The organism is Chryseobacterium indologenes (assembly GCA_016025055.1).
GTDB lineage: Bacteria > Bacteroidota > Bacteroidia > Flavobacteriales > Weeksellaceae > Chryseobacterium > Chryseobacterium indologenes.
In genome coordinates this window covers 4,490,689-4,513,628 of sequence record CP065590.1, presented here as the reverse complement: position 1 = coordinate 4,513,628, position 22,940 = coordinate 4,490,689, and the positions used below count along the sequence as shown (strand labels likewise).

The 22,940-nt window shown below is 37.4% G+C and carries 19 protein-coding genes, 5 tRNA genes and 4 pseudogenes; 16 read left to right on the top strand and 12 right to left on the bottom strand.

Going from position 1 to position 22,940, the window contains the following annotated elements; genetic code table 11:
- Positions 1 to 71 precede the first annotated feature (71 nt).
- Positions 72 to 835, top strand: a pseudogene (locus H3Z85_20875) (SDR family oxidoreductase).
- A 53-nt stretch (positions 836 to 888) separates the two neighbouring features.
- On the opposite strand, the gene H3Z85_20870 reads toward H3Z85_20875, so the two are convergent.
- Both H3Z85_20870 and H3Z85_20865 read right to left on the bottom strand, forming a co-directional pair.
- The gene (locus H3Z85_20870) at positions 889 to 1,101 is read right to left on the bottom strand and encodes a hypothetical protein (GenBank protein ID QPQ51656.1); all 213 of its coding nucleotides are present in this window, start codon (positions 1,099 to 1,101) and stop codon (positions 889 to 891) included.
- 402 nt (positions 1,102 to 1,503) lie between these two features.
- Complete coding sequence (locus tag H3Z85_20865; GenBank protein ID QPQ51655.1) at positions 1,504 to 2,652, bottom strand: aminotransferase class I/II-fold pyridoxal phosphate-dependent enzyme; 1,149 nt, start codon at positions 2,650 to 2,652, stop codon at positions 1,504 to 1,506.
- A 240-nt stretch (positions 2,653 to 2,892) separates the two neighbouring features.
- Between H3Z85_20865 and H3Z85_20860 the strand changes: the two are divergent.
- The 8 genes and pseudogenes from H3Z85_20860 to H3Z85_20825 all read left to right on the top strand — a co-directional run bounded on the left by H3Z85_20860 (position 2,893) and on the right by H3Z85_20825 (position 12,578).
- A pseudogene (locus H3Z85_20860) lies at positions 2,893 to 3,430 on the top strand (DUF2867 domain-containing protein).
- 397 nt (positions 3,431 to 3,827) lie between these two features.
- On the top strand, positions 3,828 to 5,714 hold the full coding sequence (locus H3Z85_20855; protein QPQ51654.1) for a type IIA DNA topoisomerase subunit B: 1,887 nt from the start codon (positions 3,828 to 3,830) through the stop codon (positions 5,712 to 5,714).
- Positions 5,715 to 5,881: 167 nt separating this feature from the next.
- Positions 5,882 to 6,331: a hypothetical protein gene (locus tag H3Z85_20850; GenBank protein ID QPQ53966.1), complete on the top strand. Its 450-nt coding sequence runs from the start codon at positions 5,882 to 5,884 to the stop codon at positions 6,329 to 6,331.
- Positions 6,306 to 8,890, top strand: a pseudogene (locus H3Z85_20845) (DNA gyrase/topoisomerase IV subunit A). Before H3Z85_20850 ends, H3Z85_20845 begins: the two are co-directional and overlap by 26 nt.
- A 5-nt stretch (positions 8,891 to 8,895) precedes the next feature.
- Entirely contained in the window at positions 8,896 to 9,549 is a 654-nt protein-coding gene (locus H3Z85_20840) for a rhomboid family intramembrane serine protease (protein QPQ51653.1), read from the top strand.
- A gap of 32 nt (positions 9,550 to 9,581) precedes the next feature.
- Positions 9,582 to 10,667 carry an AraC family transcriptional regulator gene (locus H3Z85_20835; GenBank protein ID QPQ51652.1) on the top strand — a complete coding sequence of 362 codons (1,086 nt, stop codon included), beginning with the start codon at positions 9,582 to 9,584 and terminating at the stop codon, positions 10,665 to 10,667.
- A gap of 159 nt (positions 10,668 to 10,826) precedes the next feature.
- Positions 10,827 to 11,612, top strand: a complete 786-nt coding sequence (locus tag H3Z85_20830; protein ID QPQ51651.1) for an SDR family NAD(P)-dependent oxidoreductase — start codon at positions 10,827 to 10,829, stop codon at positions 11,610 to 11,612.
- Positions 11,613 to 11,616: 4 nt separating this feature from the next.
- Positions 11,617 to 12,578 (top strand): annotated as a pseudogene (locus H3Z85_20825) (NAD-dependent epimerase/dehydratase family protein).
- Between the two features lie 96 nt (positions 12,579 to 12,674).
- On the opposite strand, the gene H3Z85_20820 reads toward H3Z85_20825, so the two are convergent.
- From H3Z85_20820 to H3Z85_20790, 7 genes are all read right to left on the bottom strand, one after another.
- Complete coding sequence (locus H3Z85_20820; GenBank protein ID QPQ53965.1) at positions 12,675 to 14,180, bottom strand: hypothetical protein; 1,506 nt, start codon at positions 14,178 to 14,180, stop codon at positions 12,675 to 12,677.
- Between the two features lie 58 nt (positions 14,181 to 14,238).
- On the bottom strand, positions 14,239 to 14,817 hold the full coding sequence (locus tag H3Z85_20815; GenBank protein ID QPQ51650.1) for a hypothetical protein: 579 nt from the start codon (positions 14,815 to 14,817) through the stop codon (positions 14,239 to 14,241).
- 576 nt (positions 14,818 to 15,393) lie between these two features.
- A complete protein-coding gene (locus H3Z85_20810) occupies positions 15,394 to 15,753 on the bottom strand; it encodes a DUF4180 domain-containing protein (GenBank protein QPQ51649.1) in 360 nt (119 codons plus the stop codon).
- 51 nt (positions 15,754 to 15,804) lie between these two features.
- Entirely contained in the window at positions 15,805 to 16,653 is an 849-nt protein-coding gene (gene prmC, locus H3Z85_20805) for a peptide chain release factor N(5)-glutamine methyltransferase (GenBank protein QPQ51648.1), read from the bottom strand.
- Positions 16,653 to 17,411, bottom strand: coding sequence for a peroxide stress protein YaaA (yaaA, locus tag H3Z85_20800; protein QPQ51647.1), 759 nt, complete (start codon positions 17,409 to 17,411; stop codon positions 16,653 to 16,655). Before yaaA ends, prmC begins: the two co-directional genes overlap by 1 nt.
- Before the next feature lie 4 nt (positions 17,412 to 17,415).
- A complete protein-coding gene (locus H3Z85_20795) occupies positions 17,416 to 18,123 on the bottom strand; it encodes a CPBP family intramembrane metalloprotease (GenBank protein QPQ51646.1) in 708 nt (235 codons plus the stop codon).
- Between the two features lie 34 nt (positions 18,124 to 18,157).
- Entirely contained in the window at positions 18,158 to 18,769 is a 612-nt protein-coding gene (locus tag H3Z85_20790; protein QPQ51645.1) for a threonylcarbamoyl-AMP synthase, read from the bottom strand.
- Positions 18,770 to 18,870: 101 nt separating this feature from the next.
- On the opposite strand from H3Z85_20790, the gene H3Z85_20785 reads away from it, so the two are divergent.
- From H3Z85_20785 to H3Z85_20765, 5 genes are all read left to right on the top strand, one after another.
- Positions 18,871 to 18,943 (top strand) — tRNA-Met (locus tag H3Z85_20785).
- Positions 18,944 to 18,981: 38 nt separating this feature from the next.
- Positions 18,982 to 19,054, top strand: a tRNA-Met gene (locus H3Z85_20780).
- 38 nt (positions 19,055 to 19,092) lie between these two features.
- A tRNA-Met gene (locus H3Z85_20775) sits at positions 19,093 to 19,165 on the top strand.
- 38 nt (positions 19,166 to 19,203) lie between these two features.
- Positions 19,204 to 19,276, top strand: a tRNA-Met gene (locus H3Z85_20770).
- Positions 19,277 to 19,314: 38 nt separating this feature from the next.
- Positions 19,315 to 19,387 (top strand) — tRNA-Met (locus H3Z85_20765).
- A gap of 265 nt (positions 19,388 to 19,652) precedes the next feature.
- Here the strand turns inward: H3Z85_20765 and H3Z85_20760 are convergent.
- Positions 19,653 to 19,931 carry a metal-binding protein gene (locus H3Z85_20760; GenBank protein QPQ51644.1) on the bottom strand — a complete coding sequence of 93 codons (279 nt, stop codon included), beginning with the start codon at positions 19,929 to 19,931 and terminating at the stop codon, positions 19,653 to 19,655.
- A gap of 56 nt (positions 19,932 to 19,987) precedes the next feature.
- Positions 19,988 to 20,701 carry a 2OG-Fe(II) oxygenase gene (locus H3Z85_20755; protein ID QPQ51643.1) on the bottom strand — a complete coding sequence of 238 codons (714 nt, stop codon included), beginning with the start codon at positions 20,699 to 20,701 and terminating at the stop codon, positions 19,988 to 19,990.
- A gap of 173 nt (positions 20,702 to 20,874) precedes the next feature.
- Between H3Z85_20755 and H3Z85_20750 the strand changes: the two genes are divergently transcribed.
- Complete coding sequence (locus H3Z85_20750) at positions 20,875 to 21,321, top strand: GNAT family N-acetyltransferase (protein ID QPQ51642.1); 447 nt, start codon at positions 20,875 to 20,877, stop codon at positions 21,319 to 21,321.
- A gap of 330 nt (positions 21,322 to 21,651) precedes the next feature.
- Here the strand turns inward: H3Z85_20750 and H3Z85_20745 are convergent, their stop codons facing one another.
- Positions 21,652 to 22,236, bottom strand: a complete 585-nt coding sequence (locus H3Z85_20745) for a hypothetical protein (GenBank protein ID QPQ51641.1) — start codon at positions 22,234 to 22,236, stop codon at positions 21,652 to 21,654.
- Between the two features lie 333 nt (positions 22,237 to 22,569).
- On the opposite strand from H3Z85_20745, the gene H3Z85_20740 reads away from it, so the two are divergent.
- Positions 22,570 to 22,935, top strand: coding sequence for a BlaI/MecI/CopY family transcriptional regulator (locus tag H3Z85_20740; GenBank protein QPQ51640.1), 366 nt, complete (start codon positions 22,570 to 22,572; stop codon positions 22,933 to 22,935).
- Positions 22,936 to 22,940: the final 5 nt, after the last annotated feature.

Genomic DNA, 22,940 nt, shown 5'->3' with positions numbered 1-22,940 from the left:
ATGTGATTGATTCAGGCAAACGGTTCTTCTCTAAAATCCCGCAACTTTGTACCATCAAAATAACAAGACAAATGGAAACAAGAACAAAAATTGCATTAGTAACAGGAGGAAGTCGTGGATTAGGAAAAAATTCTGCGCTTAAAATAGCTCAAAAAGGATTAGATGTTATCATTACATACAGAAGTAATAAAGCTGAAGCTGAAGAAGTGGTGAATGAAATACATGGAATGGGCAGAAAGGCTGCTGCTTTTCAGCTGAATACCAAAGATCTCAAAAGTTTTGATGCATTTATAAAAGACGTTACACGCCATCTACAGGAAAATACAGGAAATACAAACATCGATTACCTGATCAATAATGCGGGGACGGCCTTGTATTCACCGATTGCTGAAGTGACGGAGGAGCAGCTTGACGATGTCGTGGATATTCACTTCAAAGGAGTATTCTTTTAACCCAGAAAGTCCTTCCATTCATCAACGACGGTGGCGGTATTATCAATATCTCTTCAGGCTTGGCAAGATTTGCAACTCCGGGATCATCGGTGTACGGATCTATCAAAGCCGGTGTAGAAATGCTGACAAAATACATGGCCAAAGAATTGGGATCAAGACAGATCAGGGCCAATGTAGTGGCGCCAGGCGCTATTGAAACTGACTTTGGAGGAGGCAGAGTAAGAGACAATAAGGAAATCAATGCGGTGGTTGCCGGTGCTACGGCATTAGGAAGAGTAGGGCTTCCTGATGATATCGGGGGTGTAGTGGCATTCCTGTGTACGGAAGATGCTGGATGGATCAACGGACAGAGAATTGAAGCGTCAGGAGGAATGTTTTTATAAAATGAGGAACAAAACTGAAAAAAAGAACCAACAATACTGCTGGTTCTTTTTTATTATAAACTTCCCGGCTCCGGAAGTACAATCGGGCCGTCAGGATCAATTGGTTCTAAAGGTACCGGTAGCTGGCATTTCTCTTCTCTGCACCCGGGGCCTATATATTTACAATAACCGTTAGGGGCGCATGGATAAGTACCAAGACCTCCCTGGATCATTTTCAGTTCAGATTTACTTAATTTTTTTCCTTTGTTTACATTAGAATTTCTCATGATTGATAGTATTAGTTTGATTTTCACTAAAATATGTAAAATAATTGAAATATTTCACCTGGATTGGATACAATTTAAATACAGTGGTTATAAATCAATAAAAAAACTACCCTTGCAGGATAGTTCTTTTTCTTAATAGAGCTGTATTTACCAAGGCCTTGTTTTGCACTCAGGCTCTCCGCAGAAATTTCCATAGAAAGCACATTCCGTGGTTTCCGGAAGGATACATATTTTAAGTCCTCCTTTAATGGTATTTAATTCCTTTTGTTGAGTTTTCTTCCTTGCGGTAAGCATTGATTTTTCATAGGTATTGTTTTAGGGGATTCGATATGACGAATATACAAAAACAACCCTTAAATTACTTCAGTACAACAAAGTATAATGCTGTGAACGATTCTATTTCTAAATATTAGATAAGTTTTCAATCGCTCGCTCCAATGTTTCCTGCTTTTTGGCGAAACATAATCTGATTACATTTTCATTGAGCCTGTTTTTGTAAAACGAAGAAAAAGGAACACTGGCTACTTTATGGTTGACCGTCAGTTCAGTCGCAAAATCAAAGTCGTTTTTGGCTGAAATTTTATCATATTTTACAGCCTGAAAATAAGTGCCCTCACAATCGAGCAACTCGAAAGAGGTTCCGGCAAGACCTTTTCTTAGAAAATCCCTTTTTTCCTGGAAAAACTGATTGAGGTGGATATAATGCTCCTCATTTTTCATATACTCTGCCAAAGCAAGCTGAATAGGCGTGTTTACACAAAATACATTAAACTGATGAACCTTCCGGAATTCATCGGTTAAGTTTTTAGGAGCCGCACAATAGCCAACTTTCCAGCCTGTGACATGGAAAAGCTTCCCAAAAGAGGCGACCAGAAGACTTCTTTCTTTAAGCTCCGGATACTTACAAATGCTCAGGTGCTGTTTGCCGTCAAAGACAATATTTTCATAGACTTCATCACTGAGAATAAGAATAGAAGTCCCTTTTACCAGCTGAATCAACTCCTGAATATCTTCTTCCTTTACAATCTTCCCTGAAGGGTTGTTGGGATTATTGAGGATAATCATTTTGGTTTTGTCGTTCACCAGGTTTTTTACCGTCTTCCAGTTGATTTCGTAATCGGGAGCCTTCATTTCAAATCGTCTGACGATCCCTCCGAAAAGCTCTACAGTAGGTTCATAGCAATCATACGCCGGCTCAAAAATAATAACTTCATCGTCTTTCTTTATAAAAGCCGCGATAGCCGTAAATATGGCCTGAGTACCTCCCGCAGTAACCGTTACTTCAGTGTCAGGATGATAAATAGCCTGGTGGCTGTTTTCAATTTTGCGGACAATTTCTTCCTTTAAACCTATCATTCCGCCTAATGGAGCGTACTGGTTGAATCCTTTTTTTATAAAATAATCTACCTGGTCAAGCAGCCGGGAATCCGGCATAAAGTCAGGAAATCCCTGTGAAAGGTTGATGGCTTCGTTTTCATTGGCAAGCTGGGTCATTTGACTGAAAATTGTCGTTCCCACATTGGAAAGTTTGGATAGAGGAAGTTGTATCATAAAAGCATTTTTCTAACTATCGAATTTAATGAAATATTTAAAATGCTTGAGCTCTAATCGATAAAAGCTTAAAAAATATAACCGGAACAAAAAAAATGCGTAACCATTTACAGCCATTTGATATTTCAAAGGAATGTCGAATTAGTTTAAAATTTAAATAAACATTTGTTTGATTTCTTCTTGACATACGGAGAAAGATACCTACATTTGTTTAACAATAACCCACTTAAATCCAATACCATGAAAATTAAGAAAATTGAATTCCCGGACCAATCCGTTCTAGCACAGAGAAAGAAAGATTTTGACTATATTGATAGTTTTGAAGGAGAATTTACCGGTAAAAATAAAAATATTTGTATAGAGAAAATAGGAAAAGCTTTCTTTACCAGCGGCCCGAAATGGGGTAAAAAAATGTTTGCCTTCAGGAATAAAGCAGTGGCGCTTTTTGGATTGAAAACCGGTTTGAAAGCAGATGAAAATCAGAATATTGGAGATTTTACATGTGAAATCGGTGATCGGGTGGGCCTCTTCAAGGTATTTGACAAGACCAGTAATGAAATTGTTCTTGGAGAAAATGATAAGCACCTGGACTTCAGGATTTCTCTGTTATTTGATAAGAGCCAAAAAACCCAACGAAGAGAATTCCCTGAGAATTTCTACGACTGTTACCTTTCACAATTGGACGGGAGTATTGTATTTTTTACCGGTTCGACCCTTCCACAAACTGATTGTGCCGGCCATGCTTAAGAATATAATCGGGCAACTTGAAGGCAGCTAATTGTAAGGTACAGGACTGGTCTCCATTTATAAAAATTATCCTGCAGTTTTTAAATTCTAGTTTTAGCTACTTTTTTGAAGAGATAAAAATCATTTTTCCCGTATAAACCGTTGAAATCCTGGTTTAAAGTGTAGGTTTACGAACTATTCAATCCGGAATTTTCCTTTTAACGTACCAATCCGGAATCCGGACGTAAAATATTGAAAATAAAAGGAAAATATCAGTGGTTATTAAAAAAAAATAAGCAAATTTTTCACATGACCATGAATAATAATGTAAAGATATACTTTGGAATACAAGAATGTAATATAGGAGAGGAAATTCAAAAAAAACACTTTGAAAAAATTCGGATAATTTTAGACAATTTCGTATTTTTGTATGTTTGCTGAAATCATATATGTCACAAGAAATAAATCCAACCTATTCAGAAGATAATATCAGAACCCTCGATTGGCAGGAACACATCCGTTTGCGCCCCGGAATGTACATCGGGAAGCTTGGTGATGGTTCTTCCGCTGATGATGGTATTTATATTCTGCTTAAAGAAATCCTGGATAACTCTATTGATGAGTTCAGGATGAGATCAGGGAAAAGAATTGAAATAAAACTCGACGACGGTAAAGTTACCATTCGTGACTTTGGACGTGGAATTCCCCTCGGAAAAGTCGTTGATGCCGTTTCCAAAATGAATACCGGAGGAAAGTACGACAGTAAAGCCTTCAAAAAATCTGTAGGTTTGAACGGGGTGGGTACCAAAGCTGTAAATGCCCTTTCTGATTATTTCAGAGTACGTTCTTTCCGTGACGGGAAAATGAAAGTCGCGGAATTTTCGCGCGGGATCATCACCGAAAGTTTTGATGAAAAAGAAACCTCGGATAGAAACGGGACAGAAATTTCCTTTATTCCTGACGGGGAGATATTCCTGCATTTCAAATACAGAAAAGAGTATATCGAAAGAATGCTCCGCAATTACGCTTATCTGAATCCCGGATTAAAAATTCTCTTTAACGGAGAAACCTATTTTTCTGAAAACGGATTGAAAGACCTTCTGGAAGAGGAGCTGGAAAGTGATATCCTTTATCCGATAGTACACCTGAAAGATGAAGATATTGAGGTAGCGATTACCCATTCTGATAAATCCCAGACTGAAACTTATTTCTCCTTTGTTAACGGACAAAACACCACACAGGGAGGAACGCATTTGAATGCATTTCGTGAAGCCTATGTGAAAACAGTCCGTGAATTTTTTAATAAAACTTTCGACGCGTCAGATATCAGAAAATCAATCATTGCTGCAATTTCCATCAATGTAGAAGAACCCGTTTTCGAATCACAGACAAAAACCAAGCTGGGATCGAATGATATGGGTCCCAACGGACCAACCGTCAGAACCTTTATCATCGATTTTCTTAAAAGCAAGCTAGATAATTTCCTGCATAAAAATCCGGAAATAGCAGAAGCGATCCAGAGAAAAATTCTGATCTCAGAAAGAGAAAGAAAAGAACTTTCCGGAATCCAGAAATTAGCCAGAGAAAGAGCCAAAAAAGTGTCTCTCCACAACAAAAAACTTCGTGACTGCAGACAACATTACAACGATCAGAAAGCCGAAAGAAAAGGGGATACACAAATCTTCATTACGGAAGGGGATTCCGCATCAGGATCCATCACAAAATCAAGAGATGTGGAAACACAGGCTGTTTTCTCATTGAAAGGTAAGCCTTTGAACTGCTATGGTCTTACCAAGAAGGTGGTCTACGAAAATGAAGAATTTAATCTTCTTCAGGCCGCACTGAATATTGAGGAAAGTCTGGAAGACCTGAGGTACAACCAGGTGATTATTGCAACCGATGCTGATGTCGACGGGATGCACATCCGTCTTTTGATGATTACGTTCTTCCTGCAGTTTTTTCCTGACCTGATCAAAAACGGGCACCTTTATATTCTTCAGACACCTTTGTTCAGGGTTAGAAATAAAAAAGAAACCCGATATTGCTACTCGGAAGCAGAAAGGGTAAAAGCCCTTAACGAATTAGGCAAAAATCCTGAGATTACCCGATTTAAAGGACTTGGAGAGATTTCTCCGGACGAATTTAAACATTTCATCGGAAAAGATATTCGTTTAGAACCGGTGGTGGTAGGAAAAGATCAGACCATAGAGCAGCTTCTCGAGTTCTATATGGGGAAAAATACTCCGGACAGGCAGACTTTTATCCTTGAAAACCTGGTCGTTGAAGATGATACAGATATAGATAAAAAAGAAATTCTTAACGACATAGAAAACTAAAAAAGCTTAGCATCAGAACATCGTTCACAGAAGAAGGGCAGATGTAGACAAAAACACAATTTGGATGAAAGTAAGGATTTCGAAACTTACAATCCCAAAAATTTAAAATGAGACTAAGTAATCGTAATAAAGCATCAGTTTATAATTTTATAAATACATTACTGATGATGGCGGTGGTATTTGGAATAGCAGGATTTTTAGCCAATAAATACCGCTTTAATGTATTAGGAGGTGAAAGTTATTTGATGATTATTGTTCCCGTATTGATGGTGATTATATTTCATCTTAACGGCCGGCAGATTTTTGAATATGACAGTGACGGAGAAGCATTGAATTTTAAAAACAGGAATATTATCCCTTTTTTAAGCAAGCCTCTTCATGACGAATTTCCGAAATACAAACTGATAAAATATGATGTGGTCAGTATCTTCTTTGTGAAAAGATTATATGTGACCGTTTCAAGTAAGAATAACGGTTCTACTATATTGAAGTACCAGATCTCTTATTTGACCAGAAAAGAAGTAAATGATTTAAAACTCTCTCTGAATAAAGTAGTGAAAGCTAATAAAGAGAAAAAAGATAAAAAAACAGATGACGACAGAAGAATACTCGCATGAAGGTGAAAGCTTGAAGAAGGTTTCAGGTCTTTATAAAGACTGGTTTCTGGATTATGCTTCCTATGTAATTTTAGATAGGGCTATTCCTTCGGTGTTTGACGGGTTAAAGCCCGTTCAGCGAAGAATCATGCACTCTATGCGGGAACTGGAAGACGGCCGTTATAATAAGGTTGCCAATATCGTAGGAAATACCATGAAATATCACCCTCACGGTGATGCTTCCATTACCGATGCCATGGTGCAGATCGGGCAAAAGGAACTTTTGATAGATACCCAGGGAAACTGGGGAAATATCTACACCGGAGATTCTGCCGCTGCTGCAAGGTATATTGAAGCAAGGCTTACTCCTTTTGCGCTGGAAGTGGTCTTTAATCCTAAAACAACGGATTGGACAAAATCTTATGACGGAAGAAATAATGAGCCAATCGATTTACCCGTTAAATTTCCTTTGCTTCTCGCTCAGGGAGTGGAAGGAATTGGAGTAGGACTTTCTACGAAGATCCTTCCGCATAATTTTAATGAACTGATCAATGCTTCCGTTGCTTATTTAAAAGGAAAGAAATTTGAAATATTTCCCGATTTTTTAACGGCTGGCTATCTTGACGTTTCAGAATATAACGATGGCCACAGAGGAGGAAAAGTAAGAGCACGAGCAAAAATTACCCAGACAGACAAGCATTTGCTGGTGATTTCCGAGCTTCCTTATTCCAAGACGACAACCGATCTCATCGATTCTATCTTAAAGGCTAATGAGAGAGGGAAAATTAAGATTAAGAAAATTGAAGACAATACCTCTGATAAAGTAGAGATTCTTGTCCATATTCATAACGATGTTTCTCCCGACAAGACCATTGATGCTTTATACGCATTTACGGACTGTCAGGTTACCATTTCTCCCAATGCATGTGTGATCGTAGGTGACAAACCCATGTTTATGAATGTATCCGATATTCTGAAAATGAATACGGACCATACGGTTTCTCTCCTTAAAAAAGAACTGGAAATTGAGCTTCATGAACTTCAGGAAAGCTGGCATTTTTCATCATTGGAAAGAATCTTCATCGAAAACAGGATTTACCACGATATTGAAGAGGTAAAGACATGGGAAGACGTCCTGAAAACAATTGATGCCGGACTAAAACCTCATACCAAACATCTTTTAAGAGCTGTAACCGAAGAAGACATTCTGAAACTGACAGAGATCAGGATCAAAAGGATCTCAAGGTTCGATTTAGATAAATTTAAAGAAAATATTGCAGCCCTTGAAGGCAAGATAGAGCAGGTAAAGCATCATCTTGCTAATCTGATTGCCTATGCTATTGAGTATTATTTAAATATCCAGAAGAAGTACGGAAAAGATAAACAGAGAAGAACTGAACTTAGAATCTTTGATACCATTGATGCCACAAAAGTAGCGGTGGCTAACGAGAAATTCTATGCCAACTTTGAAGAAGGTTTCATCGGGACCTCTCTGAAAAAGACCAGTATCTTTTCGATTGTTCCGATATTGATGATATCATTACCTTCAGAAAAGACGGAAGCATGAAGGTTGTAAAAGTGGAGGCTAAAACCTTTATCGGAAAAGATATCCTCCATGTGGCAGTCTGGAAGAAAAACGATAAAAGAACGGTATACAATATGATCTACCGTGAAGGGAGAGAAGGACCGTATTATATGAAACGTTTCTCAGTAACCGGGGTAACAAGAAATACCGATTATCCGCTGGCTTCAGACAAAAAAGGATCAGAAATGCTCTATTTTTCAGCCAATCCGAATGGAGAGGCAGAAACGGTAACGGTACTTTTAAAACCTAATCCAAGAATCAGAAAAAATAAGATGGAAATTAATTTTTCTGATCTGGCCATCAAAGGACGTGATTCCAAAGGGAATCTGGTGACCAAGTATGCGGTGAAAAAAGTAGATATGAAAGAGGAAGGGGTTTCTACACTGGCCCCAAGGAAAATCTGGTTTGATGATACGGTACGAAGACTGAATGCGGATGCAAGAGGTACCTTACTGGGGAACTTCAAAGGAGATGATAAAATTCTAACGATCAATACCAACGGAGAAGTGAAGCTGGTATCTTTCGATCTGGGTAACCGTTTTGACGATGAGTATCTGGTATTGGAAAAATGGAGACCTGCACAACCGGTTACCTGCATTTATTACGACGGAGAAAAAGATATTTACTTTATCAAAAGGTTCCTGTTGGAAAATACAGTGAATGTGCAGACTTTTATGCCGTCTGAACATCCTAAATCATTTATAGAAAATGTGATTGTCGCCAATGACGTCACTGCAGAAATTATCTTCGCAAAAGATAAAGGAAAAGAACGTGAACCTGAAACGGTAAATATTGACGAGTTCATTGCCGTAAAAGGAATAAAAGCAATTGGAAATCAGTTTACAAAATTCAAAGTAAAAGCCATTAATATAACAATTCCAGAACCTGTAGAAGAAGAACCTGAGGTCTATGAAGAACCGGAGAGCACAGGAGATTCAGATGATGAAGGAGGAATGATCGGGGATTTGTTTCAGAGTGATGAACCTGAAAACTAAATAAGATGAATATTTTAATATTGTGCATTATAGCAACTGCTGTTATAAGTTTTATCGCCTTTAATAATCCGGCAATTACGGAGAAATACAAGTTCAGTGTCGGAGATATTCTTTACAGAAAGGAATACATCCGTTTGCTGTCATCAGGTTTTTTGCATGCAGATATCATGCACCTGGTATTTAATATGCTGACGCTGTATTTCTTTGCACCGATTGTTATGGAGCATTTCGGGAATTTAGGATTCCTGATAGTCTATATAGGATCCATATTGCTAGGAAACATCCTTTCTCTGTATATTTACCAAAAGCAAACCTGGTATTCTGCAGTCGGAGCAAGCGGAGGAGTCTCAGGAATTCTTTTTGCCTCCATCGCATTGTATCCGAACATCGGAATTTATATTTTCTTTATTCCCATAGCAATACCAGGATATATTTTCGGATTGGTATATTTCGGTTATTCCGTATACATGATGATGAATCCAAGGCCCCATGATAATATCGGTCATGCGGCACACTTAGGAGGTGCATTTCTTGGGCTGCTGTATGCGATCATTAATGCGCCTGCTCTGGCAATGAATAACGGACTTTATATTGGAATCATGTCACTTCCGTTAATTTATCTTGCCTACGAAATATTTGTGAGAAAACGGATTGGATAAAAGACTATTTTTAATCTAAAATATCAAAACCAATGAACACATCAGAATTAAACAGTTTCATCGTAATACTTATCTATGGTTCATTGGTTTTGCTGTCTCTACTCAAGTTGGCTAATCCCTTGCAGGTAAATAAGAAAGCCAATTTCTGGTTTGGACTTTTCCTGTTTTTATGGTCTACATTCTGGCTGGATGAGATTCTATTTTTAATTACAGGCTCCGCGATTGAAGTTCATAGTCTGCTTCCTGTAAGGTTTGTACAGTACATGACGCCCATATTTTTTTATTTCAGTGTCCTGTTCTTTACCAACCCTTCTTTTACATTTAAGCTTACAGACGTTAAATTTTTACTGTTACCGCTTACATTTCTTATTTGTCTTTGGGGCATCGCATTAGGATATGAAAAACCGTTTGAATATCTGAGTATTGCATTGATACTCATTCAGGCCCTGTTTTATACATTATTGTCCTATATTACAATTAGAAAACATCAGCGGAAAATACAACAGTTTTCTTCCAATACGGAAGGTATTAACCTGAACTGGCTGGAATATATCATTCTCGTACTTCTTATTGTAAATATCATTTACGTACTGTATAATCTGTTTTATGATCCCAAATCTTTGAATTTTTTCATTAACGCAGTTTTTCTGGTGGTGATTTACTTTGTAGCTTATTATTCTCTGAAGCAGAAAGAAATCTACCCCGTGGAAGAGCAACAACGTAATGAGCTGATTTCTATCGATGCGGATTCTGATAAAGAAGAAGTAAAGCGTAAACTGATTTCCGACGAAGAATTACTAAAGATTAAAACACAATTGGAAAACATTATGGTGCTGCAGAAACCCTATCTCGACAGCGAACTGAACCTCATTAAGCTGGCGGAAATGCTATCTGTTTCTACCCATCATCTGTCTTATGTAATCAATACCGGTTTTCATAAAAATTTCTTCCAGTATGTGAACGAGTTCAGAGTAGAATATGCTAAAATATTACTAAAAACAGATTCCAAACTTTCCATTCTGGGCATTGCCTATGAATCAGGCTTCAATTCCAAGACCTCTTTCAATACCACTTTTAAAAAAGTAACAGGATTGACGCCTTCTGAATTTAAAAAATAAGTTCCGATTTATAAACTTTAACTTTTTGATATTTTTAACTGATTGTTATTCATTTGATTAGGTTGTATTTCTGTTGGGGTGAAAAATAAGTTCGCCCGGATAACCCGGAACATAAAAAGACAAGGATTATGATAGATTTGTACCATAAAATTTAATCTTATGGAGACTAAAGAATCATATGCCGTGGTCACGGGCGCAAGCCAGGGCTTAGGAAAAGCATTTGCGGAAAACCTGGCAAAGAAACAGATCAATGTTATTTTGGTAAGCCTTCCGGGGCAGTGTCTGGAGGATGTTTGCCGGAACCTTGAAGAAAACTACAAGATAAAGGCCCATTATTATGAAGTGGACCTTTCTGTCAATGATAATGTGCTGCAGCTTACAAAATGGATCAATCAATCCTTTAATATTCATATTCTGATCAATAATGCAGGTCTGGGTGGGACGAAAAAATTTACAGAGGCAACCCCTGATTACATCAATACCATTTTACAGGTTAATGTAGCTGCAACCTCATTGATTACGCATCAGTTATTACCCAATCTTTTAAGACAACCCAAAGCGTATATTTTAAATGTTTCAAGTATGGCAGCATTTTCTCCTATTGGATTCAAAACGGTCTATCCGGCATCCAAAACCTTTATCCACTCATTTTCCAGAGGTTTGCATGAAGAATTAAAAGACACCAATGTCTTTGTCAGTGTGGTGAATCCCGGTGCTATGAAAACAAACAAAGATGTCTGTAAAAGAATTGAAAAGCAGGGTTTTTTAGGCAAACTGACCCTTCTGGATCCGGATCATGTGGCATCATACAGTATTCGTCAGTTATTTAAAAAAGATTCCGTAATTATGATGAATCCAATCAGCTGGTTGCTCATGAAAATTTTACCCATCTGGATAAAACTTCCGTTGATGACCCAGGCGATAAAAAAAGAAATAGAAGCATGAAAAAATCTTTGTTACCGGAGCCACCGGGCTTTTGGGAGCTAATGTTGTTATTAAATTATTAAAAGATGGTCATTTTGTTATTGCTCTGGTGCGCAAGGAAAGCAGCTATTTGGGCCAAAAGGACGAAAATCTGAAACTGATTACAGGAGACTTATTTACGGATATCTCAGAGCTTCTTACGGATGTTGACTGCTTTATTCATATTGCTGCAGAAACCCGACAGGATCTTTTTGATTATGAGGAGTACAAAACTGTAAATTATGATGCAGTGATCAAATTGTTTACCCAGGCAGAGGCCTCTGGGGTAAGAAGATTTATATTGATAAGTTCGGCCAATACGCTGGGCTACGGGACTAGGGAGAAACCCGGAGAAGAGCAAAATCCTCCACGCTATCCTTTTACACAATCATTGTATGCTCAAAGTAAACTTGAGGCAGAAAACTATGTGTTGCAAAAAAGGGAAATACAGAAGTTATTATTCTGTGTCCTACATTTATGATCGGGGCATATGATCATAAACCAAGCTCAGGAAAAATAATCTTCTGGGCCTGGAAAAAGAAAATAATTTTTTATCCGAAAGGCGGGAAAAATTTTGTTCATGCTGAAGATGCAGCTGATGGAATACTAAAAGCAATTGATGGCGGAAAGAACGGAGAGAAATATCTTTTAGCAAACGAAAACCTCACTTATAAAGATTTTTTCAGAAAAATAAACAATATTAGCGGACAGAGACCGGTCATGATCCCGATTCCTGATTCCGTTCTGGATCTACTGGGATGGATGGGAGACAGATTGAGAAAAGCAAACATTAAAACCAATCTTTCTGCCCACAATATGAAAGCCCTTCAGATTCATAATTATTATTCCGGTCAGAAGTCGGTAAAAGAACTTGGCGTTCGGTATCAACCTGTTGATAAGGCGATACATGACGCTATTGATTACTTTACTTTAAAAGAAATTTATTGATAAGGCTTTTACTGAATCCTGTACTCAAATAGAATCCTGTAAACATAAAGCCGGCAGATCAGTACCGGCTTTTATCAGTGTATTTTCTGCGTATATTTATTCAGTCTTTATCTTCTGAGTTACATTTTTGTTGGAAATGACACATGATTTGCTGCAATTGTTGGAATTTGAAATAGTAACCTGCACCAATGCCGGCATTGATCTGTAATCTTCCTGGTTGTACGGAACCTCACTGCCGTCTCTGCCTCCGCCCTTAATGTCATATCTTATCTGAGCTACCCCCGTAAACCCGTCAGCAGGTTTAAAGGCAAGTTTTCCGGTACCGGGATAATAAGTCCAGGTACCTTCGTTATTGGTATAAACTCCACCCACAATATTAGGGATCGGATTACCGTTTATATCTAAAAACCGGAACGAATTGAAATCGATATTATCATATGAAGCCGTTGGAGGATTTTGTCCATTTTTTTTAGAATACGCAGCATCATTGAGCAATGGTGAGTAGATTGATTTTATTTTAGGACATCCCGCAAACAAATCATCCGTTACTTCAGCTGCATAGGGCTTACTTACCCCCAGATTTTTTAATAAATGTATATTTCTGGCATCACCGGTAGATGCCGCAAATCCGATTCTGAAGGTTGCAGGAGGACTAGTGTCCAGCGTTCTGACCTGGTTATTTTGCATTGCATTTTCCGTGTATTTTAAAGAAGTGGGATAGTAGTAGTTATCGATGATCTTTTCTTTAACATTACCATGCTGTATCTCAAGGGTAATATTATAACCTCCTGAAGGATTTGGAACCAATGTCACATAGGCTTTCCGGAATCTTGCATCAGTATCATTCTGAGGGATGGAGTTTCCGCCACTTTCTAAGTTAAACTGGCTAAAATCAGGACTTTTAGTGCCAATATGTTTCCCGGTCTGAACATCCAGATATACAGATCGGTTATTGCTCGCAGGAGAAGTATTGGTGGCAGTACTGTAAAGTAACGGATATCCGTTGTATCCGGCCGGCTCAGAATATGAAAGATATTGATTTCCCCGTTTTCCCCTCAATGTTACATTGCTTCGCCAGCTGGCTATTGAAACATCCGTAAGTCCGTTTCTGGTTCTGTCTCCCTGGCGAAATCTTGTTTTGAAATTTCCAAATTCGTCCAGACCGATGCCTAAATAGGCACCTCTCAATCCCTCAAGGTTTCCTCCCTGTCTTGAGTTTCTCATCACAAAAGTATAGCCTAATCCTCCACCAAAATAGCCAAGATTAAGCTGTTGCTTGGGAATTGATCCGTCTACCAGAAATATAGAAATTCCATCCCCGCCATTGGAGCCGCCTCCGTAGATGACATATTCAAATTCAAATTTAATACCCTGGTCACTTTTAAATATCCTGTCTGCAAGAATAACCCCTCCGGAAGTATTGTTTACATTTCGCGTAAGCCTTAAACCGTCAGTGGTAAACGTTGCATCATTTTGAACCCCGCTTGTCGTTACTTTATAAGCTTCCTGAGGCTGTAAACCCTGAGTAAAACTTACAAAATAAGGATAACCTGTTCCCTGCTCGTTCTGTGCGGTAATACTTTGAGAAAAGATAAATACCATTACAGTCAACAAGAGCTTTTTGAATGTTGTCATTGAGATACTTTCTATCATAACCCGATTATTTCACAACAAATACAATATTAATAAAAGAACAATCTGTAGCAGCTGCTTTTACATCATAGGTCATGACACCGCTATCAGAAATTGAAATATTACTGAATACACTGGAATCAGCATCAGTCACATAATAATAAAGGTCTTTATTGGATGGAAAGAAGGGAATAGAGGCAGGAGCGCTCGTACTTTTCGCTTTCGGAGAGCCAAACTGATTTTTGTACAAGGTATATAAGTCCTTAGTCTGGGCAGTGGCATTTCTGGAAGTATCAAACGAAACGCTCGGCATATAAAACATTTTTACCGAATTACCACTGATGCATAACCAGTCCGGGGTAGACGGAGTACCGATATTCTGGCTTAAACATTTTTTATCAGTGTCATAAATCAGGAGAGAATTCGCAGGGCTGGTAATAGCATTTCTTTGAGCTGTTGTCAGTCTCGGAATCAGCATTCCTCTGTTCTGACTGTACACATCAAGTGCAGCACTGTTGTCTGGTGTAGCTGTATTAATCCCTACCTGGGCTTTACAAATTAAAGTAATTAATAAAAAAGTGATCGATAAGAAATGATTTTTGATCATAGTGTGTATTTTATGTTAAACTTAGCTCTCTCTAGAACAATTTGTGTTTTTACAGGATATTTAGTTTTTTTGATACAGAATTGGCTTTGAATAGCAAAAAAAAGCTTTAACAGCTTATTTTGATAAGCATAAGGTTAATTTGTGCTACGCAAAAAGTAACAGATATTACAGGAAGCATCTATGAAAATAGAGTCTGCAAAAATTCTGTAAAAAGACGGAGTGAAAAAAATGTGGTTTAAATAGCCGTGATTTTATCGTATCGAAATATTTCGGCTGGTAAATAAATAATGTTCATAATCCTTGTGTTTGCTGCAAATGTACAAATAAATTATCTTAACACCTTGTATTCCAGATGTAAAATTTAATTTAATTTAAAATTTTAATTATATTTTCAATTATTATTTAAATTTTCATGAAAATATTCAATAATAATGTTTATTTTATTTGCTGTTGGAGTATAAGATATTGATACTGTTTTATTTATGGGTAATGAAAATAAAAAAACCATAAAAACATTTTATGGGGATATTCGAAAAAAATAGTCTTTATAATTTATTTCAGCTAAATATAATTGATTTATCTTGAAAAATTTTCTAATGCTTCTTCCAGCATATTCACAAAATTAATATGTTGGGCTTTATTGCTTTCAAAAATAAAATCCCTCATACTTTTGCTTTCAAATTTGCTGAAATCACCTACAATGGCCAGTCCGATACGGTAGTTTGAAAACTTTTGGAGAATTTCACCCGCAATTTTTGTCTTCAGGTCAAAAAAATCAGGGGTAATATTTTCTTCATACAGGACAATTTTATCAAATCCCTGATAATAAATATTTCCCATCAGATCAAGCCCGTCCTGAGCAGATTGTATAATGACTTCATCGGAAATTACTTCCGCTATTCTTATATTGTTGATCTCGTGTGATTTGATGACCATGGTGAATTCGTTTGAGGTCCTAAAGATAATAATTTGTAAGCATAGTGGATCCTATTTTCTCGCATAAATAAACCTGTCATTTTCAGACAAGTCTTTTAAGAGTTGTGCCATGGGAAGGTTCCGGTACAGCTCTAATGTTTCGGAGCCTAGTTTCTGGTTGATTTCCAAAAATAAAAAACCTCCGTCATGTAGATGCTTTTCAGAATCTTCCGCAATTTTCCGGTAAAAAATCAAGGCATCGGAAGTAGGAGAGAATAATGCCATTTTAGGTTCAAATTCTTTGACTGAATCAGCGATTTCAATCTCTTCCTCGATCCCGATATAAGGTGGATTGGAGATAATCATATCATACTGCTCCTGCAGTTCGAAACTCAGATAATCAGCGTGAATAAAATTGATGTCAAGCTTATGATGCTCAGCATTTCTCCGAGCAGTCTGTAAAGCTTCGGCAGAAAAATCTATAGAAGAAACGCTGGCACCGGGAAATTGTTTTTTCAAAACAAGAGGAATAACACCGCTTCCCGTACCTATGTCAAGAATTTTCATCTCCCGAGTAGCGGGTTTTAACCGTTGAACTTCACGGATGGCGATCTCTAGCAGCTCTTCTGTTTCAGGACGTGGAATCAATACATGTTGGTCTACAAAGAATTTCATGCCGTAAAATTCAGTTTCGCCCAGGATTTGTTGGTAAGGTCGGCCGGTCTTCAGATCGGAAATAATATGGAGCAGCTGTTTTTCATCATCCGTCAAAAGCTCCTGATCTGAAAATCTTCTCTGTTGGAAAGTATCCAGACCTACGATTTTATGTAAGAATATAGCGCACAAAAAAGCGCTTTCCGACTCAGTGTAAAGGTCGGAAAGTTCAGTTTTGAAATATTTTTTAAAAGTTGAAATTGTCATTATCTTGTAAAAACCAGTTTTGTGTCCGTAGATTTTTCCTCATCAATTCGATAACCTTCGTAGTTGAATCCTTTTACATCATCTAAAGTTTTGGCATTGGTTTCTGCACAATATCTTACAACCAGCCCTCTGGCGTGTTTGGTGTACACTACGATGGTTTTTAATTTTCCTTCCTTCAACTCGTAAAAATCAAAGTCGACAACGGGATGATTCAGCTTCTTTCTGTCGATGACTTTTCCGTATTCATTGCTGGCAAGATGGAGGAGAATTTCGCCTTTTTTCATTTCAGAATTCAGTTGTTCAGTAACCTTTTCTTTCCAGAAAGCATACAAATTTTTATATTCATCAAATTCAAAAGGACGCCCCATTTCCAATCTGTAAAGCATCACCTTATCTGATGGCTTCAACAATCCATAGAGCCCGGAAAGTATTCTGTAATTTTTTTGCAGGTAATCTACTGCGTCTTTATCAAGGGTCTTGGCGTCCAATCCACGGTAAACTTCTCCTGTAAAGGCAAACATTGCCGGTGCAGATTCTTTTGCCGTAGGTTTGGATTTCCATTTTTGGTTTCTTTCCCAGTTTTCATCAGCCAGCTTTGGAGATATCTCCATCAGCTCAGAAAGATATTTAGGTGATTTTTCTTTTAAATAAGACTGTATAAATGCTGCGTCTTCAATGAACTTCGGGGTAGTTGATTTCAACAGGTCTGTTGAGTTTTCTACATTCATTAATTTCGCAGGTGATGTTACAATTTTCATAATGTTAAAATACAGATAAGTGTTTAATATCAAGACTATTCATAATCATCAGCGACACAAAGTCAATCATAAAATGACAGATGATCAGAATTTTAATATTTGAATAGATTTTATAAAATACAGCAAAAACGACTCCAATAAAGAAAGGAATGACAACCTGGCCTATGGTTCCGTACGTACTGTGAAGAATTCCAAACAGAACGGCCGATACCAAAACTCCGGCAAGAGGACTCCTGTATATTTTCTCAATCCGGGGTTGTACGTACCCCCGCATCAAAAACTCTTCCACAGCACCTGCTGTAAAGCATGTAAAAATAATTAAAAAATAATTATTTCTGAATAGAGAAGTAAGTTCAAAAAGCTTGTCACTTATTTTTTCCTGGGCCAGAAACTGAACCGCCGCATTGATAAACGCCCCGCCGATAATACAGATAAGATATAAGCTTACAATAGCTTTTATGGAGAACAATATGCTATACGGCCTCTCTTCCTTCAGTAAGAAAGAGCCTCTTTCTATACAGTAACTGTATAAAAATATAAGCAGCAAAATAATCCACAATGCGATTCTGCTGATTGAAAAACTGAGTATTGTAATACTTTTTATTCCCGTAATCATGTAAATGGCAGGAAAAACATACAGCATTGTAGCTGCCAGAAGTATAAACGTGGATAAAATTCCTATAGAATATTTCCCATTAATTCCTATTGCCATGTCTTCTCAGTATACCGTGAATGCTAATCTTGCTTTAAATTATTCCTTTTCCCTGACGGATAATTTCAGGTTCCCCGGAAGTAAGATCTACAATCGTCGAAGCCACGTTATCACCATATCCAGAATCAATGACAATGTCTACAAGATGGTCATATTTTTCTGCGATAAGCTCAGGATCAGTAGAATATTCAATGATTTCATCATCATCTCTGATGGACGTTGATGCGATAGGATGACCCAGTTTTTCAACAATAAGCTGGGGAATGGGATGATCAGGAACACGGATACCAATAGTTTTATGACCTTTATAAGCTAAAGGCAGACTCTTATTGGCATCAAGAATGAATGTGAACGGACCGGGAAGATGACTCTTCAAAAATCTGAAAACCGAAGTATCAATAGGTCTTGTAAAGTCCGAAAGATGGCTCAGATCATTACAGATGATAGAAAACTTTGCTTTTTCCAGTTTCATTTTTTTTAATTGAGCCAGTTTTTCCATGGCTTTTATATCAAAAATATTACAGCCAAGCGCGTAAATAGTGTCTGAAGGGTAGATAATCAAGCCTCCATTATTTAAAGTTTTAATAACCTCATTCACAAGATTTTCCTGTGGGTTGTCGGGGTATATTTTTAATATTTTTGCCATAGAACAAAGATACAAATAATAAAATAGTTTTCATAAAAGTCCTTTATTTAAAAGAAAAATTAGGATTTTCGAAAAAAAGTCGTACATTTGCAATCCAATATCGCGGGATGGAGCAGTAGGTAGCTCGTCGGGCTCATAACCCGAAGGTCATCGGTTCGAGTCCGGTTCCCGCTACTAAGCAAGTGTTTTCGGTAAACACTCTAAAAATACACCGCGGGATGGAGCAGTAGGTAGCTCGTCGGGCTCATAACCCGAAGGTCATCGGTTCGAGTCCGGTTCCCGCTACTAAGCAAGTGCTTTCGGTAAGCACTCTAAAAATACACCGCGGGATGGAGCAGTAGGTAGCTCGTCGGGCTCATAACCCGAAGGTCATCGGTTCGAGTCCGGTTCCCGCTACTAAGCAAGTGCTTTCGGTAAGCACTCTAAAAATACACCGCGGGATGGAGCAGTAGGTAGCTCGTCGGGCTCATAACCCGAAGGTCATCGGTTCGAGTCCGGTTCCCGCTACTAAGCAAGTGCTTTCGGTAAGCACTCTAAAAATACACCGCGGGATGGAGCAGTAGGTAGCTCGTCGGGCTCATAACCCGAAGGTCATCGGTTCGAGTCCGGTTCCCGCTACTATACGAGAGAAGCAATACAATATTGCTTCTCTTTTTTATTCCAATATTCAAATATGGATGGGGTTTGTCTCAAAAGAGATCAGGCGCAAAAATATAAGATACGATTTTTTATTGATAAAGGAGCTAAGAAAGCCGCAAAGTTAATGATGAAGCTGCATGGATATGCATGAACTTAGAAAGTATCAATACAATTGATCCCTATCTTTGCCTCCTTAAAGTTTAACATAAGAAATTGAACCTTGCATGATATGTAAATGATATGGTTATAAATATTCCGGATTTCCCGATTTTGGAGACTGATCCATTATATATTTCCATTTATCATATGCTTCTTTCATACAGTGTGCGCAGGGACGGAAATTGTTTTTTACAGCTTCTTTTTCATCTGTGAAGAAAATCCTGTTTTCAATTTTCATTCTTTTTCCCGATCGGCAACTCAGTCGTCCGTAAATCTTGAGTTTTTTATTTCCTCCAAAAGAAATTTCACGGTTATGGATTTTACTTCTTAAGCTTTTGGCAGATAGTTCAGAATGATGGACCATGATTGATATTTAATTTTTAAATTTCTGATAAAAAAGTACTCAGATAGATCGTATGCCTAGCTCATTGCATCATGGAAAATAATTCCCAGGGCATAGCGGTTTCCCTGTTTAACTTCGCTGACACCGTGTTTCATATTGACCCTATAGTATCCTTTGCTTCCTTTTTCAGGTTTAAAATGTGTAGTGAAAATAAGAACATCGCCTTTTTTAGGTTTCAAAACAATTGCTTTGGATTGTGCCCTCGGAACCTGCTGGGTTAATACAAATTCCCCACCGGTAAAATCTTTATCGGGGTCACTTAACATTATTACAATCTGAATCGGAAAATAAATATCTCCGTATAAATCCTGATGCAAAGTATTGAAGCCTCCTTTTTCATATTTTAAAATCAAAACAGTAGCTTTTTCCTGGTTTCCTGAATGGCATTCCTGCAAGAATTCCGAATGTTGATGAGGATAATGAATGTCCAGGTGTAATGCTTTAAACCATGCATTGGCAATAGATGCGAGATAAGGATATAGGTGGGTCCGCAGGTTCTGAATCAGATCAGGAAGGGGATAATTAAAGTATTTATATTCACCCAGACCGAAACGATGCCTGGCCATAACGACTGTTTTACGGTATAGAAAAGGCTGATGATAAGCTGCGATCAGCGAATCACATTCATCGTCAGATAATAATCCGGAAATGACAGAATATCCGTTTTGATGCATTTCTTCCGTGATAGTTGGCCAACCGGCATGTTTTATTTTATCAGCTATTGATGTCATTTACTTTGTTTTTATCCTGCAAAGATCGTCAGCCGTTTTCAGAAATAAAATCCGAAACTTGCGGTATTTAGCTTGCTGTAAAGTGCTGGACTATTGATATAGCTTTAATCTGGATGATCTGGAGAGCCCTCATTACGGGTACTTTTGCAGGGTTAAACAAAATAAATATAACGATGAATTACAGTATTAAAAAAGCAAGCCTTGAGGATCTTGATGAAACCGCAGAATTATTTAATCTTTACCGCATTTTTTACAGACAGGAATCTGATGTGAAAAAAGGAAAAGCTTTTCTCAAAGAAAGGTTTTTAAACAGCGAGTCTGATATTTTTCTGGCTGTAGCAGACGGAAAAGCAGTAGGCTTTGTTCAGCTCTATAAACTGTTCCATTATACAAAATTACAAAAGCAATGGCTGCTGAGTGATCTGTTTGTACATCCGGATCACAGAGGAAAAGGATTATCTGTTGCATTAATAGACCGCAGTAAGCAATGGTGTGAAGAAACAGGGGCCTGTGGATTGATGTTGGAGACAGAGAAAACCAATGATATAGGAAATTCATTATATCCTCGTTGTGGATTTGAATATGACGGGTTGCACAATTATTACCACTGGTGGAGATAGCCTTAAGATGAAAAATTTCCTGTCTTTCTGCCTGGAATGCCTGGATTTTGCTTCTTAAGTAGTATTAGTTCTACAACTCATAACATTTAATTCTACAGCCGTTCTTCCTACAAGTAGAACACTTATTCTATTTTTGTATCGCTCTTACAGGTCATGGGTAGGACAGTTTGATCCTGTGAGGGCTTGCAATAAAATCTCCGCCGATTTCTACTTTTTCCCCGAAGTTTTATGATTAGTACCACAAAACTGCTTTTTGGCGGAGGTTTGTTGCTTTATATAAAAAAGAGAACCGCAGATGCAGTTCTCTTTTTATGTTGTTGTCAGTTGATTTTACTGAGCAAGCTGAGCATATGGGGTAAGCTTGTTATCATCAGACATGGTTTGTCCCAGGAATTCTCTTTTCTGATCTGCTTTCATTCTTCCCGCCGCATCACTGGCATTAGCGTAAGCTTCACTTAATTTTGTCGTAAGATCTGCAGGTTTAAAATCGAATTTTGTATCTCCTTCCACTCCCAGATATCCATTCTTTCTTGTAAGGTTTGAAATATAATTGTTGTAATTGATAAAGGTATTTCTTAAATACTGAGTATGGTATTCCATACATTTTTTAGCTTTTTTTGAAGAATTGTTTAAAATACAGTTTTTCATGTTGTTTCTGTATAAATACCATTCGGATTCTAAAATGCCATATTCTTTACCTACGGCAATTTTCCCATTGTTGACGATATTATTGTCTCCTTCTTTAGTGGCAATAGCCTGAAGATGCTTAATAACCAATGGAACCGTAGCTTCGATTTTTGATTTTGTATCCTTTAATATGCTAAGATCCGCAGCAGGAGAAGCGCTTTTCTTTTGTGCCGTTGTAACGTTAAAAATGAGCAGTAATAGTACAATCAATAAATTATATCTTTTCATGAGAAATTTTTAAAGCACTAAAATAAATATAATTTCCCGGTTAAAACAAATTTCATTTTAATTTTATTTAATAAAATTTAACAAGTTTTAAGAATTTGAACTGAAAATAGTTATTTTACTACTGATTAGATAGGTAATGATTTCAGTATATTATAAAATCAACATATTTTATTTAAATTTATATAACTGATTATCAATGTTTTATGTTTTTAGTTTGTTTTATCACTAAAAAAATAGTTGTTCAGTTGGAATTTATTTCTACATTTGTATAACTAATTTATTAGTGATATAAAAATTAATTGATTTTACATCGTTATACATAAAGAACAAGATATGAAAATTCAGACTTTAACCAAAGCAGAAGAACAGGTTATGCAGTATTTATGGAAAATTGAAAAAGGATTTCTTAAAGATATTCTTGATCTTTTCCCGGAGCCCAAGCCTCATACAAACACCGTTTCTACCATTTTAAAGGTATTGAAGGACAAAGAATTTGTAGACTTCAGGGTACATGGAAGACAACACGAATATTTTCCGCTGGTCTCCAAAGAACAATATTCGGGGAAAACAATGAAAAGTCTTGTGAAAAACTATTTTAAAGGTTCCTACAAGAGTGCCGTTTCATTTTTGGTAGAAAAGAATGAAATGACGGTTGAAGATCTTGAAATGTTATTGGATGAACTTAAAAACAAAGATTAATTACC

Bases quoted from the DNA above. Each gene is read 5' to 3' on its own strand.
- H3Z85_20850 (QPQ53966.1), top strand. From the start codon at position 5,882: ATGGCGGTGGTATTTGGAATAGCAGGATTTTTAGCCAATAAATACCGC.
- yaaA (QPQ51647.1), bottom strand. From the start codon at position 17,411: ATGAAAATTGTAACATCACCTGCGAAATTAATGAATGTAGAAAACTCA.
- H3Z85_20790 (QPQ51645.1), bottom strand. From the start codon at position 18,769: ATGGCAAAAATATTAAAAATATACCCCGACAACCCACAGGAAAATCTT.
- H3Z85_20870 (QPQ51656.1), bottom strand. From the start codon at position 1,101: ATGAGAAATTCTAATGTAAACAAAGGAAAAAAATTAAGTAAATCTGAA.
- H3Z85_20750 (QPQ51642.1), top strand. From the start codon at position 20,875: ATGAATTACAGTATTAAAAAAGCAAGCCTTGAGGATCTTGATGAAACC.
- H3Z85_20865 (QPQ51655.1), bottom strand. From the start codon at position 2,652: ATGATACAACTTCCTCTATCCAAACTTTCCAATGTGGGAACGACAATT.
- H3Z85_20810 (QPQ51649.1), bottom strand. From the start codon at position 15,753: ATGGTCATCAAATCACACGAGATCAACAATATAAGAATAGCGGAAGTA.
- H3Z85_20840 (QPQ51653.1), top strand. From the start codon at position 8,896: ATGAATATTTTAATATTGTGCATTATAGCAACTGCTGTTATAAGTTTT.
- H3Z85_20830 (QPQ51651.1), top strand. From the start codon at position 10,827: ATGGAGACTAAAGAATCATATGCCGTGGTCACGGGCGCAAGCCAGGGC.
- H3Z85_20740 (QPQ51640.1), top strand. From the start codon at position 22,570: ATGAAAATTCAGACTTTAACCAAAGCAGAAGAACAGGTTATGCAGTAT.
- H3Z85_20855 (QPQ51654.1), top strand. From the start codon at position 3,828: ATGTCACAAGAAATAAATCCAACCTATTCAGAAGATAATATCAGAACC.
- H3Z85_20820 (QPQ53965.1), bottom strand. From the start codon at position 14,180: ATGGTATTTATCTTTTCTCAAAGTATTACCGCACAGAACGAGCAGGGA.
- H3Z85_20815 (QPQ51650.1), bottom strand. From the start codon at position 14,817: ATGATCAAAAATCATTTCTTATCGATCACTTTTTTATTAATTACTTTA.
- H3Z85_20745 (QPQ51641.1), bottom strand. From the start codon at position 22,236: ATGAAAAGATATAATTTATTGATTGTACTATTACTGCTCATTTTTAAC.
- H3Z85_20760 (QPQ51644.1), bottom strand. From the start codon at position 19,931: ATGGTCCATCATTCTGAACTATCTGCCAAAAGCTTAAGAAGTAAAATC.
- H3Z85_20755 (QPQ51643.1), bottom strand. From the start codon at position 20,701: ATGACATCAATAGCTGATAAAATAAAACATGCCGGTTGGCCAACTATC.
- H3Z85_20795 (QPQ51646.1), bottom strand. From the start codon at position 18,123: ATGGCAATAGGAATTAATGGGAAATATTCTATAGGAATTTTATCCACG.
- H3Z85_20835 (QPQ51652.1), top strand. From the start codon at position 9,582: ATGAACACATCAGAATTAAACAGTTTCATCGTAATACTTATCTATGGT.
- prmC (QPQ51648.1), bottom strand. From the start codon at position 16,653: ATGACAATTTCAACTTTTAAAAAATATTTCAAAACTGAACTTTCCGAC.